We start from the raw sequence: 14,202 nt of genomic DNA, 5'->3' as shown, positions 1-14,202 counted from the left end.
CGGACAGGGTGGCGGGGCAGGTCGGACGGCAGCGGCGAGAGGACCGGAGCGTACGTGAGCGAGAATCAGAACCTCCTCGCGGAGCAGCGACGCGCCCTGATCCTGGACGAGGTACGGCGCCGAGGCGGGGTGCGTGTCAACGAGCTCACCCGCAAGCTGGGCGTGTCGGACATGACGGTGCGCCGGGACCTCGACGCGCTCGCCCGGCAGGGCGTGCTGGAGAAGGTGCACGGCGGTGCCGTCCCGGTGGTCGAGGCGAGCACGCACGAGCCGGGGTTCGAGGCCAAGTCGGGGCTGGAGCTGACGGCGAAGGAGGACATCGCGCGGGCGGCGTCCGAGTTGGTCGTGCCGGGCAGCGCGATCGCCCTGTCGGGCGGCACGACGACGTACGCGCTGGCGCATCGGCTGGTGGACGTCCCCGATCTGACGGTGGTCACCAACTCGGTGCGGGTGGCCGACGTCTTCCACGCCGCGCAGCGCACGACCGGCCCCCGGCAGGGCGCGGCCACCGTGGTGCTCACCGGCGGGGTGCGCACCCCGTCCGACTCGCTGGTGGGTCCGGTCGCCGACCAGGCGATCGCGGCGCTCCACTTCGACATGCTGTTCCTCGGTGTGCACGGGATATCGGCCGAGGCGGGCCTGTCCACGCCGAATCTGGCGGAGGCCGAGACCAACCGGCGTCTGGTGCAGTCGGCGCGGCGTGTCGTGGTGATCGCCGACCACACCAAGTGGGGTGTGGTGGGGCTGAGTTCGTTCGCGGCGCTGGAGCAGGTCGACACCCTGGTCACGGACTCCGGGCTGGACGTGGGCGCCCGCGCGGAGATCGCTGAGCATCTGCGCCTGGTGGTGGCGGGCGAGCCCGATGAGGGTGCAGACATCTGACGAGGCGCCAGCTAGGGTGACGCTGCCCGGTGCAGCGTCACCCACAGAGGGGTTGTCGTCCATGGCACATCTGCTGCGTGAAGTGGGGCTCGACTTCGTCGGGGCCGCTCCCGTACGGCACGTCTTCGCGCGGGAGACGGCCGCGCCTCCCGAGGCGGTGTACACGGCGCTCGCCGAGGACGTGGCCGGGTGGACCCAGTGGTTCTCGGCGGTGACCCTGGCCCGGCCGCTGGACGGCGGGGCGCGGCGGGAGATCCGGCTCAAGGGCGGCGCCCGCTTCGAGGAGACGGTGCTCGCGGCCGAGCGCCCCGAGGTGTACGCCTATCGCGTCGATCTGACGAACACGCCGGGGGCGCGGGCGATGGTCGAGGAGTGGCGGCTGACCCCGTCCGGTGCGGGCACCCGCGTCCAGTGGACCGTCGCGGTGGACGGCACGGCCCCCTTCCGGACCTCGGTGCGGCTGGCGCGCGCCGGTCTCGCCCAGGCGTTCCGGGGTGCGGTGACCTCCCTGGACCGGCGGCTGGCCGCCTCGGCGTCCTGAGCCGGCGCCCCGCGCGGGCTCACTCGGGCCAGACGCCCGTGGCGAGCATCTGATCGAGGGCCGCCGTGTACGGCGTGATGTCGAGGCCCTGCTCGGCGAGCCAGGCGTCCGAGTAGTACTTGTCGAGGTACCGGTCCCCCGGGTCGCACAGCAGTGTCACGACGCTGCCCCGCCGTCCCTCGGCCGCCATCTCGGCGACGATCTTCAGCGCGCTCCACAGGCCGGTGCCGGTGGAGCCGCCCGCCCTGCGGCCGATGGTCCGCTCCAGGGCGCGCACGGCGGCGACGCTGGCGGCGTCGGGCACCTTCATCATGCGGTCGACGGCGCCGGGCACGAAGCTCGGCTCCATCCGGGGCCGGCCGATGCCCTCGATCCGGGAGCCGCAGTCGCACGTCACCTGGGCGTCACCGGTCGTCCAGCCCTCGAAGAAGCACGAGTTCTCCGGGTCGGCGACACAGACAAGGGTGTCGTGCTGCATGTAGTGGACGTAGCGGGCGAGGGTCGCTGAGGTGCCGCCGGTGCCGGCCGTGGCGACGATCCAGGAGGGCTCCGGGAACCGCTCGAGACGCAGCTGGCGGAAGATGGACTCGGCGATGTTGTTGTTGCCGCGCCAGTCCGTGGCCCGTTCCGCGTAGGTGAACTGGTCCATGTAGTGCCCGCCGGTCTCCACCGCGAGGCGGGCCGACTCCTCGTACATCCGGCGGGAGTCGTCCACGAAGTGGCACCGGCCGCCGTGGAATTCGATGAGACGGCACTTCTCGGCGCTCGTCGTGCGCGGCATGACCGCGATGAAGGGCACGCCGATCAGCTTGGCGAAGTACGCCTCGGAGACGGCCGTCGAGCCGCTGGACGCCTCGATCACCGGGCGGTCCGGCCGGATCCAGCCATTGCAGAGGCCGTAGAGGAACAGCGAGCGGGCCAGCCGGTGCTTGAGGCTGCCGGTGGGGTGCGTGGACTCGTCCTTGAGGTACAGGTCGATGCCCCACCGCTCGGGCAGCGGGAAGCGCAGCAGGTGGGTGTCGGCCGAACGGTTCGCGTCCGCCTGCACCTTGCGCACGGCGTCTTTCAGCCAGGCGCGATAGGCGGGGTCGCTGCGGTCGACGTCGAGGGTCACACCGGACGGGGTCTGCTGGACGGTGCTCACGGCGCGGCTCCTCGGGCTCTCGGCAGCGGCGACTCGCGCTGCCGTTCCTTCGAGCATAAACATCTTCCGTACGCTTCTCACCTGCATAAACACACCTTTGAGAGCCTCAAAGGCACCCCTTTGTGGGCGCTCGCGGCGCACCCGGCGGGGGCGCGTCCGCGCGCGTGCTCCGAGCGCCCCCTGCGAGGGCACGCGCGCACTGGTGCGCGACGCGGGACGGGGGCAGACTGCACCCGACGGGGTGCACACTGGATCACGACCGGGACCCGGGCCGGTGCCCGCGCGCGAGCGGGCCGGCCACCGAGACGCACGAGGGGGCGGGGCATGGCGGAGGCGGAGTTCACGGCCAAGGGCGTGCGGATCGGGAAGCGGCTGCGCTCCCTGACCCGGGCCGGACAGGTGCGGATAAGCGAGGGCCGGCTGCAACTGCTCACCAGTTACGGCAGTGAGATCGACAGCGCGCCGGTGCAGGCGGTCCGCGCGTCCCGGCCCTGGTTCGCGCCGGACGACCGGGCCCTCGCCGACCTCAACGGCAAGCGCTACTCACTGACGTTGGGGGACCACGACCCCGCCCCGGGCGAGCCCGGACCGCCCGCCGCACGCCGGTTCATCGAGGCCGTCCGCAGGGCTGCGGGGCGTAACGGCTGAGTCACCGCGAGTTGCGTTCCCACGCCTCCTGCGCCACGCTGGTCTCACGTCACTCTGGGTTTACCGGCGATAACGCTGCGAACCAGCCCGCCGGCCACGACAGCAGGCGGCCGTTTCCTTCAAGCACCCTGCTGGATCCGTACTCCGTGTTCTTCCGGACCTCTTCAGTCGGGGAGTCGCAGCCGTGATCAGTTACCCAAGCAGGCACTGCGCGGTGGAGCTCCAAGCCCTGCCGTCGCGGATCGGCCAGGTCCGCAGAATCGTATCGGCGCAGTTGCGCTACTGGCATCTGGACCCGTTGATAGACCGCGCCGCGCTCGGCGTGACCGAGCTGTTGACCAACGTCCATCAGCACGCACGGCCGGACAAGACGTGCACCGTGGAGATCGAGCTGCTGCTCGACCGCCTGACGGTGTCCGTCCACGACCACGACCCCCGGTTCCCGGTCGCCGCCGACCCCGGAGACACCGAGGCGCTCGCCACCTGCGGGCGCGGGCTCGCGATGGTCGCGGCCCTCAGCGAGAGCTGGGGCGTGCGGCCGGAGGGCGAGTCCGGCAAGGTCGTGTGGTTCTCCCTGCCGACGCCCGGTGCGGCGCCGTCCGCGACCGCGCGGCCGCCGCGCCGCGTCACCGTGGAGCAGCCCCTGCGCCGTCTCGCGGCGGTCGGTCCGCCGGTCGACCTGCGTCGACCGGAACGCGCTCCCGCCCGGTCGGCCGTTGCCGGCTGACCGGGCGGTGAGGGGGACCTGAGGGCTGCCGCGCCGTCGGCCCTCGGGTCTCACACGGGGCCGGCCCTGCCCGTGCGGCCGAACTCCTCGTTGAGGACGGACAGCCGGCGCCAGTACTCGTCCTCGTCGATCTCGCCGGAGGCGAACCGGTGGCCGAGGACGGTGATCGGCGAGCTGTCGTCGGGGCGGGCCGGGCGTGGGCCACGGCGGCCGCGCCATCCCGTGCGGCGCACCAGCGTGATGCCGCCGAACACGACGGCCGCCCAGAACAGCGGGAACAGGAGGATCCACGGGCCGGGCCCGCCGTCGGCGAAGTGGGCGAGGGTCTGCATCTCGAGTCATCTCCCGGGTCGGTCCGGACGTTCTGAGGTGATGACTCGAGCGTCACCCCGCGAGGCGGTCCGCGTCGTCGTACGGCCGGCGGCACCGCGCGTACCCCCCGGGAAGTACGCCGTCAGGTCCCGTCGGGCCGCTCGAGGTGCTCCACGTTCTCCCGGTCCTCGGCGTCGGTGCCGGCCTCGGTGGTGAACCAGGCGTCGAGGATCTCCCTGAGCAGCGGCTCCGAGGTCAGGCGCAGGCTCAGGGCGAGCACATTGGCGTCGTTCCAGCGGCGGGCACCCTGCGCGGTGTACGCGTCGGTGCACAGGGCCGCGCGGACGCCCGGCACCTTGTTCGCGGCGATGGACGCGCCGGTACCGGTCCAGCAGCACACCACCGCCCGGTCCGCCGAGCCGGCCGCGACCTCACGGGCCGCCGCCTGGGAGCAGACGGCCCAGCGCGCGTCGTCGCCGGGGCTGAGGGCGCCGTGCGCCAGCACCTCGTGGCCCCGGTCGCGCAGCTCGGCGACGAGGAGCCGGGCGACGGGTTCGTCCATGTCCGAGGAGACGGCGATCCGCATGTCACGAAGCCTACGGCGCCAGCGCGGCGAGCGGGTCGTCGAGCACCGGCTGCCACGCCAACTCGGCGGCGCCGACGAGGCTGTTGTGGTCGAGGCTGCAGGCGAGGATCGGGACGCCGCCGCTCTGGCCCCACAGGCTGCGGTCCGCGACGACCGCGCGCAGCCGTCCGGGGTCGGCGTCGAAGAGGGTGCGGTGCAGGCCGCCGAGGATGATGCGGTCGGGGTTGAGGATGTTGACCAGGCCCGCGAGGCCGAGGCCGAGCCGGTCGATGAGGGCCTCGGTGGCGGTGCGGACCGTCGGGTCGTCGTAGTGGCCGCGGATCAGGTCGTTGGCCTGCTGGAGCAGTGACACCACGGGGCCGGGCTCGCGGCCGGCCGCCGTGAGGAACGCCAGCGGATCGGCCTCGACGTCCAGGCAGCCGCGGCTGCCGCAGTGGCAGGGCCGGCCCTCGGGGTTGACGGTGAGGTGGCCGACCTCCAGGGCCAGGCCCGAACTGCCGGTGTGCAGACGGCCGTCGAGGACGAGCGCGCCGCCGACGCCCCGGTGCCCGGTGGCCACGCACAGCAGGTCGCGGGCGCCCCGCCCGGCGCCGTGCCGGTGCTCGGCGAGCGCCGCGAGGTTGACGTCGTTGCCGGCGAACGCCGGTCCGGTGATCCCGGCCGCGCGCACGCACTCGGTGAAGATACGGCGGACGGGGGCGCCCGCCGGCCACGCCAGGTGCAGCGGGTTGAGGGCGAGGCCGTCCGGTTCGGCGACGGCGGACGGGACGGCGAGCCCGGCTCCGACACAGCGCCGGCCGGTCTCGCTCAGCAGGTCCGCGCCGGCCTCGACGACGGAGCCGAGCACCTTGGCCGGGTCGGCGTCCACGGCCTCGCAGCCCGGAGCGGTGGCGACGATACGGCCGCCGAGGCCGACCAGCGCCGCCCGGAACCCGTCGGCGTGCACCTGGGCGGCGAGGACGACCGGCCCGTCCTCGGCGACGGACAGCCGGTGCGAGGGCCGGCCCTGGGAGCCGGCCGCCGCGCCCGGCCGGGCGTCGACCCTGATCAGCCCGAGCGCCTCCAGCTCGGCGGCGACGACCCCGGCCGTCGCGCGGGTGACACCGAGTTCGGCGGTGAGGACGGCGCGCGTGGGTGCGCGTCCGGTGTGCACGAGCTCCAACGCGGGTCCGAGCGCACCGCGCCCCCGCTCCAGCCGCGTTCTCGGGGTGGTGGTCCCTTCCCCCGCCGGCCGGGGGTCCGCCTTGCCGCTCATGAGGGCGAGTCTCCCATGATCCCGCAGCGCGGTGACCTAGGGCCTTTCGTTTGGATCATCCCGGCGTCGCGGGGCCTGGCACGCGCATCTGCGGCGTTGTCGTCACTCGCCGACGCTCCGCGTCGACTCCCTCCTCCGCCTTGCAACTGCACGCACCAGACCCCGCTCGGGCACGTCACCATGTCCCGTCGGCCACAGCCGGGCTGATCCAAACGAAAGGCCCTACAGCCCGCTCACTCTCAGCGTGACGTTCAGCCGCCCCGTGAGCCCCAGGTCCGGGGGCGCCGTGCCCGGGTACACCTTGGGCACCCCGTGGTAGGCGAGCCGCGAGGGTCCGCCGAACACGAACAGGTCGCCGCTGCGCAGTTCGACGTCCGTGTACGGCCGGGTCCGGGTCTCGCTGTTGCCGAAGCGGAAGACGCAGGTGTCGCCGAGGCTCAGGGACACCACGGGTGCCGTGGACCGCTCGTCGGCGTCGCGGTGCATGCCCATGCGGGCGTCGGCGTCGTAGAAGTTGATCAGCGCGAGGTCGTACGGCCCGGCCTCCTCGCCGAGGGCGTCGCGCACCGCGCGCCGGGCCAGGGCGCCGAGCCGCTGGGGGAACGGCTTGACCGGGGCGCCGTCGCCGTCGACGACGGTGCGGGCGTAGGCGTACGGGTACCAGTGCCAGCCGAGGCACACCTGCCGGGCCGTCATGGTGCCGCCGCCGGGCGTGCGGACGGTGCGCAGTCCGGCCGGGGGGCGGGCCCATACGCGGCAGGCGTCCAGCAGCTCGCGCTGGGCCGCGGCGTCCAGCCAGTCCGGCACGTGCACCGCGCCCGGCGCGACGACGGCGCGCTCCCGCGGGAACAGCTCGGCCTCCATGTACCCCATCCTCCCACCGTCCGCGGCCGCGGCTCGGGTGCGGGCGGGCGGCCGTGGTCGCTTAGCCTTGACGCACGATGAACGACCGGATGACGACGCCCTGGGGCGATCTCGCGCTGACCCGCTTCCCCGTGGACCCCCGCGACCGGCTGCGCGCCTGGGACGCGTCCGACGAGTACCTCCTCGCGCACCTCGCCGAGCAGGACGTCCCGCTGTCCGGCACGGTCGTGGTCGTCGGCGACCGCTGGGGCGCCCTGGTCACGGCGCTGGCGGCGCACCGGACCACCCAGATCACGGACTCCTGGCTGGCCCAGGAGGCCACCCGGGTCAACCTCGCCCGGCACGGCGTCGAGCCCGGCGCGGTCCGGTTGCTCACCACGCAGGACCCGCCGCCGGACCGGGTCGACGTGCTCCTGGTGCGGGTGCCGAAGAGCCTGGCGCTGCTGGAGGACCAGCTGCTGCGGCTGGCGCCCGCCGTGCACGGGGGCACGGTCGTCGTGGGCACGGGCATGGTGCGGGAGATCCACACGTCCACGCTGGAGCTGTTCGAGCGGATCCTCGGGCCGACGCGGACCTCGCCTGCGAAGCGGAAGGCCCGGCTGATCTTCTGCACTCCCGAGCCGTCGCGGCAGCGGCCCGCGAACCCGTGGCCGTACACCTACACGCTGCCCGGCGGGGTCGGGGCGGCCTCCGGGAGCACGGTCGTGAATCACGCGGGGGTGTTCTGCGCCGACCGGCTCGACATCGGCACCCGGTTCTTCCTGGCCCATCTGCCGGGCGGGCGGGGCCCGCGGCGGGTGGTGGACCTCGGGTGCGGCAACGGCGTCGTGGGGACGGCGGCGGCGCTGGCGAACCCTGAGGCCGAGGTGCTGTTCGTCGACGAGTCCTTCCAGGCGGTGGCGTCGGCGGAGGGGACGTTCAAGGCGAACGGGGTGCCCGGGCACGCCGAGTTCCGGGTGGGCGACGGGATGGCGGGTGTGCCGGACGGCAGCGTCGACCTGGTGCTGAACAATCCGCCGTTCCACTCCCACCAGGCCACCACCGACGCGACGGCCTGGCGGATGTTCACGGGAGCGCGGCGGGCGCTGCGGCCGGGCGGGGAGCTGTGGGTGATCGGCAACCGGCACCTCGGCTACCACGTGAAGCTGCGGCGGCTGTTCGGCAACAGCGAGGTGGTCGCCTCCGATCCGAAGTTCGTGGTGCTGCGGGCGGTCCGCCGGTAGGTGGCGTCAGGGGGCGTCGCCGCGCGCGCCCGCCAGCACCGTGATGATCCCGGCGACCGTGCGCACCATCGCCTCGCGCCCCACGCTGAGGTAGGTGCGCGAGTCGACGGCGTCCGGGTGGGCCGCGAGGAAGTCGCGGATCGCGGTGGTCATCGCGATGTTGAGGGCGGTGCCGACGTTCACCTTGGCGATGCCGCCGACGACCGCCTCGGTCAGTTCGCCGTCGGGGACGCCGGAGGAGCCGTGCAGGACGAGGGGGACGTCCACGGCGGCGGACAGGCGCTTGAGCAGAGCGTGGTCGAGGGCGGCGGTGCGGGTCGTCATGGCGTGCGAGCTGCCGATGGCGACGGCGAGGGCGTCCACGCCGGAGTCGGCGACGAACGCGCTCGCCTCGGCCGGGTCGGTACGGGCGCCGGGGGCGTGCGCGTCGAGCGGCGGCGCGCCGTTCTTGCCTCCGACGCGCCCCAGTTCGGCCTCGATCCACAGGCCCTGGGCGTGCGCCCAGGCCGCGGCGGCCTTGGTCGCGGCGAGGTTGTCGAGGTAGGGCAGCCGGGCCGCGTCGTACATCACGGAGCTGAATCCGACGGCGGGGGCCTGGCGCAGCAGGTCGTCGCTCTGGACGTGGTCCAGGTGCAGGGCGACGGGGACTCCGGCGCGTTCGGCGGCGGCGACGGCCGCGCTGGCGAGCGGCATGAGCCGTCCGTAGCGGAACTTGACGGCGTTCTCGCTGACCTGGAGGACGACGGGGGAACCGGCGCTCTCCGCGCCGGCGACGACCGCCTCCACGTGTTCCAGGGTGATGACGTTGAACGCGGCGACGGCGGAACGGTCGGCGGCGGCGCGGGTGACGAGTTCGCCGGTGGTGACGAGGGGCACGGCCTGTCCTTTCTGGGCGGGCGGCGGACGCCGGCCGGGTGCGGGCGCGTCAGGGGGCGAGGATCACCGAGCGGGTGAGGTGGCGCGGCCGGTCGGGGTCGAAGCCGCGGGCGGCGGCGACCGCGACCGCGAGCCGCTGGGCGCGGACCAGTTCGGCGAGCGGATCGAGCCGTCCCTCGATCCACCGGGCGCCGGTGGCGCCGACCTGGGCGGCCAGTCCCTCGGGGGCCTCGCCGAACATCCAGGTCGCGGTGGTGGTGGTGGTGACGCTGATGGGGCCGTGCCGGTACTCCATCGCCGGGTACGCCTCGGTCCAGGACAGGGACGCCTCGCGCATCTTCAGGGCGGCCTCGTGGGCGAGGCCGACGGTCCAGCCGCGGCCCAGGAAGGTGAACTGCGTGCGTTCGACGAGATCGTCCGGGAGGGTGTCGGTGAGCGCGGTGCGGGCGTCGGGGACGGCCTCCTCCGGGTGGAGGCCGAGGTGGGCGCGGAGCAGGGTGAGCGCGGTGGTGGCGAAGCGGGTCTGCACGACGGAGCGTTCGTCCGCGTAGTCGAGGACCACGAGGTCGTCGGCGGCCGTCGTCACGGGGGTGTCCGGGTCGGCGGTGATCGCCGTGGTGCGGGTCCGCCCCTTCGCCCGCTCCAGCAGGTCCAGGACCTCGGTGGTGGTACCGGAGCGGGTGAGGGCGAGGATCCGGTCGTAGGCGCGCCGGGACGGGAACTCCGAGGCGGGGAAGGCGTCCGTCTCCCCCTGGCCGGCCCCTTCGCGCAGAGCGGCGTACGCCTGCGCCATGTAGTACGAGGTGCCGCAGCCGACGACCGCGACCCGCTCCCCGGCCTGCGGCAGCCTCCCGCCGGCGGCGGGGGCGTCCGCCGCGGCACGCGTCCAGCACTCCGGCTGGCTGTTGAGCTCGTCCTCGACATGCGTCATGCCGTCACCCTCCCGGCCATGCGACCTGAATGATTGTTCCTGCAAGATAGAGCGAGCTTTCGAGCAGAATCAAGCAAAACGGCGGAGCAAGCGTGCGTTAAGGTCACCGGAGATCGAGGGAAGGGAGGGCGGATGTCGCGCGACGCCCGCTGGAAGGCGCTGCTGCACCTGCTCGTGGAGCGGGGCCGGCTGGACGTCGACGAGGCGGCCGCCGAGCTGGAGGTCTCCGCTGCCACGATCCGTCGCGACTTCGACCAGCTCGCCGCGCAGCAGATGCTGGTCCGCACCCGTGGCGGCGCGGTCGTGCACGGGGTGTCGTACGAGCTGCCGCTGCGCTACAAGACCGCTCGCAACGCCTCGGAGAAGCAGCGCATCGCCGGCGCGGTGGCCGGTCTCCTCGCGCCGGGCGAGGCGGTCGGGCTGACCGGCGGCACGACGACGACCGAGGTGGCCCGCGCCCTCGCCGTACGCGGCGACCTCGCCTCGGGCACCCCCGCGCTCACCGTGGTCACCAACGCGCTCAACATCGCCAACGAGCTCGCCGTGCGGCCCCAGTTCAAGATCGTGCTGACCGGCGGGGTCGCGCGTCCGCAGTCGTACGAGCTGGTCGGGCCGCTCGCGGACGGCGTGCTGTCCCAGATCACCCTCGACGCGGCGGTGCTCGGCGTGGTGGCCCTCGACGTCGCGCACGGGGCCGCCGCACACGACGAGGCGGAGGCGGCGATCAACCGGCTGCTGTGCGAGCGCGCCGAACGCGTGATCGTGGCGGCGGACTCCAGCAAGCTCGGCCGGCGGGCCTTCGCCCGCATCTGCGCGGTGGACACCGTGGACACCCTGGTCACCGACACGTCGGCCGACCCGGACCTGGTGCGCGGCTTCGAGGAGGCAGGCCTGCGGGTCGTCACCGTCTGAGCGCCGACGCCTCCGGTCGTCCGGCGAGGCCCGTCCGCCCGATTCCCTCTACTCTGGGAGCGAGCGGGCCTAGGAGGCTGCGATGAGCACGACTCCCGCCGAGGCGCACGCACCCGGGGCGAAGGGGTATGTGCCGATCGCCGACCACGGGCTGATCGGCGATCTGCGCAGTGTGGCCCTGGTGGGCACGGACGGCACGGTCGACTGGTACTGCTGCGGGGCCTTCGACGCCCCGAGCGTCTTCGCCTCCGTCCTGGACACCGAGCGCGGCGGGTGCTTCGAGCTGGCGGCGGCGGTCCCCGCGCGGACCAAGCAGTTCTACTTCCCCGACACCAATGTGCTGATCACCCGGTTCTTCACCGAGGACGGCGTCGGGGAGATCCAGGACTTCATGCCGGTCGGGGTCAAGCCGGCCGAGGCCGACCGGCACCGGCTGATCCGGCGTGTGGTGTGCGTCCGCGGGTCGCTCCCGTTCCGCACCCGTATCGCGCCGCGCTTCGGCTACGGCGCCGACCCGCACACCGTGCGCATGATCGACGGGGTGGTGGTCTTCGAGTCCGCCAAGCTGTCGCTCGGGCTGACCTCGACCGTGCCGCTGGAGATCGACGGACCCGACGTGTACGCCGAGTTCAAGATCGCCGAGGGTGAGGGGGCGGTGTTCGCACTGGACCAGGTCGGCGGCGAGGTGACCCCGCGGCGCTGCGCGTGGGCCGAGGCGGAGGAGGATCTGCGCGGCACGGTGGAATACTGGCGGCGCTGGCTGGCCTCCTCCCGCTACCGGGGCCGCTGGCGGGAGATGGTGCACCGCTCGGCCCTCACCCTGAAGCTGCTCACCTACGCCCCGACCGGCGCCATCGTGGCCGCGCCGACCACGAGCCTGCCCGAACAGGTGGGCGGCGAGCGCAATTGGGACTACCGGTACACCTGGGTGCGCGACGCCGCCTTCGCCGTGTACGCGATGCTGCGGCTGGGGTTCACCGACGAGGCCGCGGCGTTCATGCGGTTCCTGAGCCGGCACATCACCCCGGGCGACGGCCGGAGCTCGGGGCCGTTGCAGATCATGTACGGCATCGACGGCCGCGCTGATCTGCCCGAGCGGGAACTCGGGCATCTGGAAGGGCACTTGGGGTCGTCGCCGGTCCGGGTCGGCAACGCCGCCGTCGACCAGCTCCAGCTCGACATCTACGGCGCGCTGATCGACTCGGTCTATCTGTACGACAAGTGGGCGCAGCCGATCTCCAGCGACCAGTGGGACGACGTGTGCGCACTGGTCGACTGGGTGTGCGCGCACTGGGACCAGCCCGACGAGGGGATCTGGGAGACGCGCGGCGGGCGCAGGAAGTTCCTGTACTCCCGGCTGATGTGCTGGGTGGCGATCGAGCGGGCCATCCGGATGGCGAACCGGCGCGGTCTGCCCGCCGACCTGGCCCGCTGGCAGGGGAGCCGGGACGCCATCTACCGGCGGATCATGAGCCGCGGCTGGTCCCCGTCCCGTCAGGCCTTCGTCCAGCACGAGGGCGCCGACGTCCTGGACGCGGCCGTCCTGATGATGCCGCTGACGAAGTTCATCGCGCCGACCGACCCCAAGTGGCTGTCCACGCTCGACGCCCTCACCGACGAACTGGTGTCCGACTCGCTGGTCTACCGGTACGACCCGCGGATCAGCCCGGACGGCCTGCACGGCGTCGAGGGCACCTTCTCCATCTGCTCCTTCTGGTACGTGGAGGCGCTGGTACACGCGGGCCGGCTGGACGAGGCCCGGCTGGCCTTCGAGAAGATGCTGACGTACGCCAACCATCTGGGCCTGTACGCCGAGGAGATCAGCCACACCGGCGAGCAGCAGGGCAACTTCCCGCAGGCGTTCACGCATCTGGCGCTGATCAGCGCCGCCTTCAACCTGGACCGGGCGCTGGGCTGAGCGTCAGTGCCCGTGCCCGGACTCGTCGCCGTGCGGTGCGGACGGCTCCTGGCCGGTTGCCGTGGCGCCGGCACGGACCGTGAAGGCCGCCGTGTGGACCCTGCCCGCGTGCTTGAAGTCCAGGAACAGCCGGTAGGTGCCGCCGCTCGGTGCCGTGGCCGTGAAGGAGACGTCCGGGCCGGGCTTCGTGGTGCCGTCGCCGGGTTCGCCGTTGGGGTGGACGTGCAGGTAGGCGAGGTCGCCGGAGCGCAGGGCGACCAGGTGGCCGTAGGCGCCGAGGTAGGGCTGGAGGTCGGTCACCGGGCGGCCGTCGCGGGAGACCGTCAGCTTCAGCTCGCCCGCCGCGCCCGGCCGCAGGGCGCCGTCGAGCCGGACCTCGTAGCCGTGGACCGTCGCGGTGCTCCGCGGCTCGGGCAGCCGCTGCGGCTCGTACGGGCCGGAGACCGCCAGGTCCGCGCCCAGGGTGAGGTTCCCGGCGCCCTTCTTCGCCGGGGTGAAGTCGGCGAAGACCCGGTAGCCGCCGGCGCGGGGCAGGTCCACCGGGATGCTCCAGGTGCCGTCGGCGGCGCGGGTGGGGTGCAGATGACGGTAGGTCCCCAGGTCGCGTGAGGCCACGATGAGGTGCAGCTCCTTGTCGTGCTCCCGCTGGTAGGCGGTCACGGCGCGGCCCGCGCTGTCGCGGATGACGAAGCTCAGCTCGGAGCGCTTTCCGGCGGCGACCCGCGCGGTGGCGAGGTCGAGGGTGTAGCCGCCCGCGGAGATCTGCAGTCCCCCGGCGGGCTCGGCCTCGTGCCCGCCGTGGCCGCCGCCCTCGTCCTCCGGCTCCGACGAAGCCTGCGGGTGGGTGTCGTGGCGGGCGGGCGCGGGGTTCTCGACGACGGGGCCGAATGCCTCGCCCAGGCCGTAGGCGGTGCCGAAAGTCGCGGCCAGCGCGGCGGCGAACGCGGTGATCCTCAGTCCGGCATGCATGGCGGTCTCCTGCGGGTCAGGTACGGCGTCGTGGTCGTTCGATGCACTTCAACATACCCCTGGGGGGTATCCAGTCAAGTCGTGTAGAGACTTGCCGCAGCTACCCCCCAGGGGTATACATGGACTCCTGCAAGGGTACCCCCGCCCCGTATCGGGGGCGACCCGAGGTCCCGATCCCCGAGCACAGGAGGAACCGCATGTCCACCACCACGTACGCCGTCTCCGGGATGAGCTGCGCCCACTGCCGGGCCGCGCTGACCGAGGCCATCGGCGCACTGGACGGCGTCACCGGCGTCGACGTCGATCTCGCCACGGGCCACATCACCGTCACCAGCGTTGCCGAGCCGGACGACGCCCGCATCGCCGCGGCCGTGGACGACGCCGGCTATGAACTCACCGGCCGCGCCGCCTGAC

General features: G+C 73.3%; 16 protein-coding genes. 8 read left to right on the top strand and 8 right to left on the bottom strand.

The genetic code is table 11. The features are described 5' to 3' along the window. Window positions 1-54 precede the first annotated feature (54 nt). Window positions 55-882 carry a DeoR/GlpR family DNA-binding transcription regulator gene (locus tag ACFRAC_RS04930; RefSeq protein WP_382920749.1) on the top strand — a complete coding sequence of 276 codons (828 nt, stop codon included), beginning with the start codon at window positions 55-57 and terminating at the stop codon, window positions 880-882. A gap of 61 nt (window positions 883-943) precedes the next feature. Continuing rightward, entirely contained in the window at window positions 944-1,423 is a 480-nt protein-coding gene (locus ACFRAC_RS04925) for an SRPBCC family protein (RefSeq protein WP_382920746.1), read from the top strand. Window positions 1,424-1,442: 19 nt separating this feature from the next. Here ACFRAC_RS04925 and ACFRAC_RS04920 read toward each other — a convergent pair whose 3' ends face one another. Next, window positions 1,443-2,567 carry a PLP-dependent cysteine synthase family protein gene (locus tag ACFRAC_RS04920; protein ID WP_382920743.1) on the bottom strand — a complete coding sequence of 375 codons (1,125 nt, stop codon included), beginning with the start codon at window positions 2,565-2,567 and terminating at the stop codon, window positions 1,443-1,445. Window positions 2,568-2,891: 324 nt separating this feature from the next. Between ACFRAC_RS04920 and ACFRAC_RS04915 the strand changes: the two genes are divergently transcribed. Further along, the gene (locus tag ACFRAC_RS04915; protein ID WP_382920740.1) at window positions 2,892-3,215 is read left to right on the top strand and encodes a hypothetical protein; all 324 of its coding nucleotides are present in this window, start codon (window positions 2,892-2,894) and stop codon (window positions 3,213-3,215) included. Between the two features lie 184 nt (window positions 3,216-3,399). Then, window positions 3,400-3,942 (top strand): ATP-binding protein, encoded by a 543-nt coding sequence (locus tag ACFRAC_RS04910; RefSeq protein ID WP_382920737.1) that lies wholly within the window; start codon window positions 3,400-3,402, stop codon window positions 3,940-3,942. A 50-nt stretch (window positions 3,943-3,992) separates the two neighbouring features. On the opposite strand, the gene ACFRAC_RS04905 is transcribed toward ACFRAC_RS04910, so the two are convergent. From ACFRAC_RS04905 to ACFRAC_RS04890, 4 genes are all read right to left on the bottom strand, one after another. Then, the gene (locus ACFRAC_RS04905) at window positions 3,993-4,274 is read right to left on the bottom strand and encodes an SHOCT domain-containing protein (RefSeq protein ID WP_382920734.1); all 282 of its coding nucleotides are present in this window, start codon (window positions 4,272-4,274) and stop codon (window positions 3,993-3,995) included. Window positions 4,275-4,396: 122 nt separating this feature from the next. Continuing rightward, window positions 4,397-4,840 carry an RpiB/LacA/LacB family sugar-phosphate isomerase gene (locus ACFRAC_RS04900; RefSeq protein WP_382920731.1) on the bottom strand — a complete coding sequence of 148 codons (444 nt, stop codon included), beginning with the start codon at window positions 4,838-4,840 and terminating at the stop codon, window positions 4,397-4,399. A 10-nt stretch (window positions 4,841-4,850) separates the two neighbouring features. Further along, window positions 4,851-6,095: an ROK family protein gene (locus ACFRAC_RS04895; RefSeq protein ID WP_382920728.1), complete on the bottom strand. Its 1,245-nt coding sequence runs from the start codon at window positions 6,093-6,095 to the stop codon at window positions 4,851-4,853. Between the two features lie 222 nt (window positions 6,096-6,317). After that, complete coding sequence (locus tag ACFRAC_RS04890) at window positions 6,318-6,959, bottom strand: alpha-ketoglutarate-dependent dioxygenase AlkB family protein (protein ID WP_382921138.1); 642 nt, start codon at window positions 6,957-6,959, stop codon at window positions 6,318-6,320. 89 nt (window positions 6,960-7,048) lie between these two features. Between ACFRAC_RS04890 and ACFRAC_RS04885 the strand changes: the two genes are divergently transcribed. Continuing rightward, window positions 7,049-8,182 carry a methyltransferase gene (locus ACFRAC_RS04885; protein WP_382921135.1) on the top strand — a complete coding sequence of 378 codons (1,134 nt, stop codon included), beginning with the start codon at window positions 7,049-7,051 and terminating at the stop codon, window positions 8,180-8,182. Window positions 8,183-8,188: 6 nt separating this feature from the next. Here the strand turns inward: ACFRAC_RS04885 and ACFRAC_RS04880 are convergent, their stop codons facing one another. Together ACFRAC_RS04880 and ACFRAC_RS04875 are read right to left on the bottom strand one after the other, a co-directional pair. Continuing rightward, complete coding sequence (locus ACFRAC_RS04880; RefSeq protein ID WP_382920725.1) at window positions 8,189-9,058, bottom strand: ketose-bisphosphate aldolase; 870 nt, start codon at window positions 9,056-9,058, stop codon at window positions 8,189-8,191. Between the two features lie 49 nt (window positions 9,059-9,107). Further along, the gene (locus ACFRAC_RS04875; protein WP_382920722.1) at window positions 9,108-9,989 is read right to left on the bottom strand and encodes an SIS domain-containing protein; all 882 of its coding nucleotides are present in this window, start codon (window positions 9,987-9,989) and stop codon (window positions 9,108-9,110) included. A gap of 132 nt (window positions 9,990-10,121) precedes the next feature. Here ACFRAC_RS04875 and ACFRAC_RS04870 point away from each other — a divergent pair, with 132 nt between their 5' ends. Both ACFRAC_RS04870 and ACFRAC_RS04865 read left to right on the top strand, forming a co-directional pair. Beyond that, the gene (locus ACFRAC_RS04870) at window positions 10,122-10,901 is read left to right on the top strand and encodes a DeoR/GlpR family DNA-binding transcription regulator (RefSeq protein WP_382920718.1); all 780 of its coding nucleotides are present in this window, start codon (window positions 10,122-10,124) and stop codon (window positions 10,899-10,901) included. 82 nt (window positions 10,902-10,983) lie between these two features. Beyond that, a complete protein-coding gene (locus tag ACFRAC_RS04865; RefSeq protein ID WP_382920715.1) occupies window positions 10,984-12,819 on the top strand; it encodes a glycoside hydrolase family 15 protein in 1,836 nt (611 codons plus the stop codon). Window positions 12,820-12,822: 3 nt separating this feature from the next. Here ACFRAC_RS04865 and ACFRAC_RS04860 read toward each other — a convergent pair whose 3' ends face one another. Then, window positions 12,823-13,788, bottom strand: a complete 966-nt coding sequence (locus ACFRAC_RS04860) for a hypothetical protein (RefSeq protein WP_382920712.1) — start codon at window positions 13,786-13,788, stop codon at window positions 12,823-12,825. A 197-nt stretch (window positions 13,789-13,985) separates the two neighbouring features. On the opposite strand from ACFRAC_RS04860, the gene ACFRAC_RS04855 reads away from it, so the two are divergent. After that, window positions 13,986-14,201, top strand: a complete 216-nt coding sequence (locus tag ACFRAC_RS04855) for a heavy-metal-associated domain-containing protein (RefSeq protein WP_382920709.1) — start codon at window positions 13,986-13,988, stop codon at window positions 14,199-14,201. Window position 14,202: the final 1 nt, after the last annotated feature.

The sequence above is a fragment of the Streptomyces sp. NPDC056628 genome, assembly GCF_042792555.1.
GTDB lineage: Bacteria > Actinomycetota > Actinomycetes > Streptomycetales > Streptomycetaceae > Streptomyces.
This window is presented reverse-complemented; position numbering and strand designations above follow the sequence as displayed.

What these genes read in the sequence shown, in the direction of transcription:
- ACFRAC_RS04925 (WP_382920746.1), top strand. Translation starts at nt 944, where the DNA reads ATGGCACATCTGCTGCGTGAAGTGGGGCTCGACTTCGTCGGGGCCGCT.
- ACFRAC_RS04915 (WP_382920740.1), top strand. Translation starts at nt 2,892, where the DNA reads ATGGCGGAGGCGGAGTTCACGGCCAAGGGCGTGCGGATCGGGAAGCGG.
- ACFRAC_RS04905 (WP_382920734.1), bottom strand. Translation starts at nt 4,274, where the DNA reads ATGCAGACCCTCGCCCACTTCGCCGACGGCGGGCCCGGCCCGTGGATC.
- ACFRAC_RS04900 (WP_382920731.1), bottom strand. Translation starts at nt 4,840, where the DNA reads ATGCGGATCGCCGTCTCCTCGGACATGGACGAACCCGTCGCCCGGCTC.
- ACFRAC_RS04895 (WP_382920728.1), bottom strand. Translation starts at nt 6,095, where the DNA reads ATGAGCGGCAAGGCGGACCCCCGGCCGGCGGGGGAAGGGACCACCACC.
- ACFRAC_RS04890 (WP_382921138.1), bottom strand. Translation starts at nt 6,959, where the DNA reads ATGGAGGCCGAGCTGTTCCCGCGGGAGCGCGCCGTCGTCGCGCCGGGC.
- ACFRAC_RS04885 (WP_382921135.1), top strand. Translation starts at nt 7,049, where the DNA reads ATGACGACGCCCTGGGGCGATCTCGCGCTGACCCGCTTCCCCGTGGAC.
- ACFRAC_RS04875 (WP_382920722.1), bottom strand. Translation starts at nt 9,989, where the DNA reads ATGACGCATGTCGAGGACGAGCTCAACAGCCAGCCGGAGTGCTGGACG.
- ACFRAC_RS04870 (WP_382920718.1), top strand. Translation starts at nt 10,122, where the DNA reads ATGTCGCGCGACGCCCGCTGGAAGGCGCTGCTGCACCTGCTCGTGGAG.
- ACFRAC_RS04865 (WP_382920715.1), top strand. Translation starts at nt 10,984, where the DNA reads ATGAGCACGACTCCCGCCGAGGCGCACGCACCCGGGGCGAAGGGGTAT.
- ACFRAC_RS04860 (WP_382920712.1), bottom strand. Translation starts at nt 13,788, where the DNA reads ATGCATGCCGGACTGAGGATCACCGCGTTCGCCGCCGCGCTGGCCGCG.
- ACFRAC_RS04855 (WP_382920709.1), top strand. Translation starts at nt 13,986, where the DNA reads ATGTCCACCACCACGTACGCCGTCTCCGGGATGAGCTGCGCCCACTGC.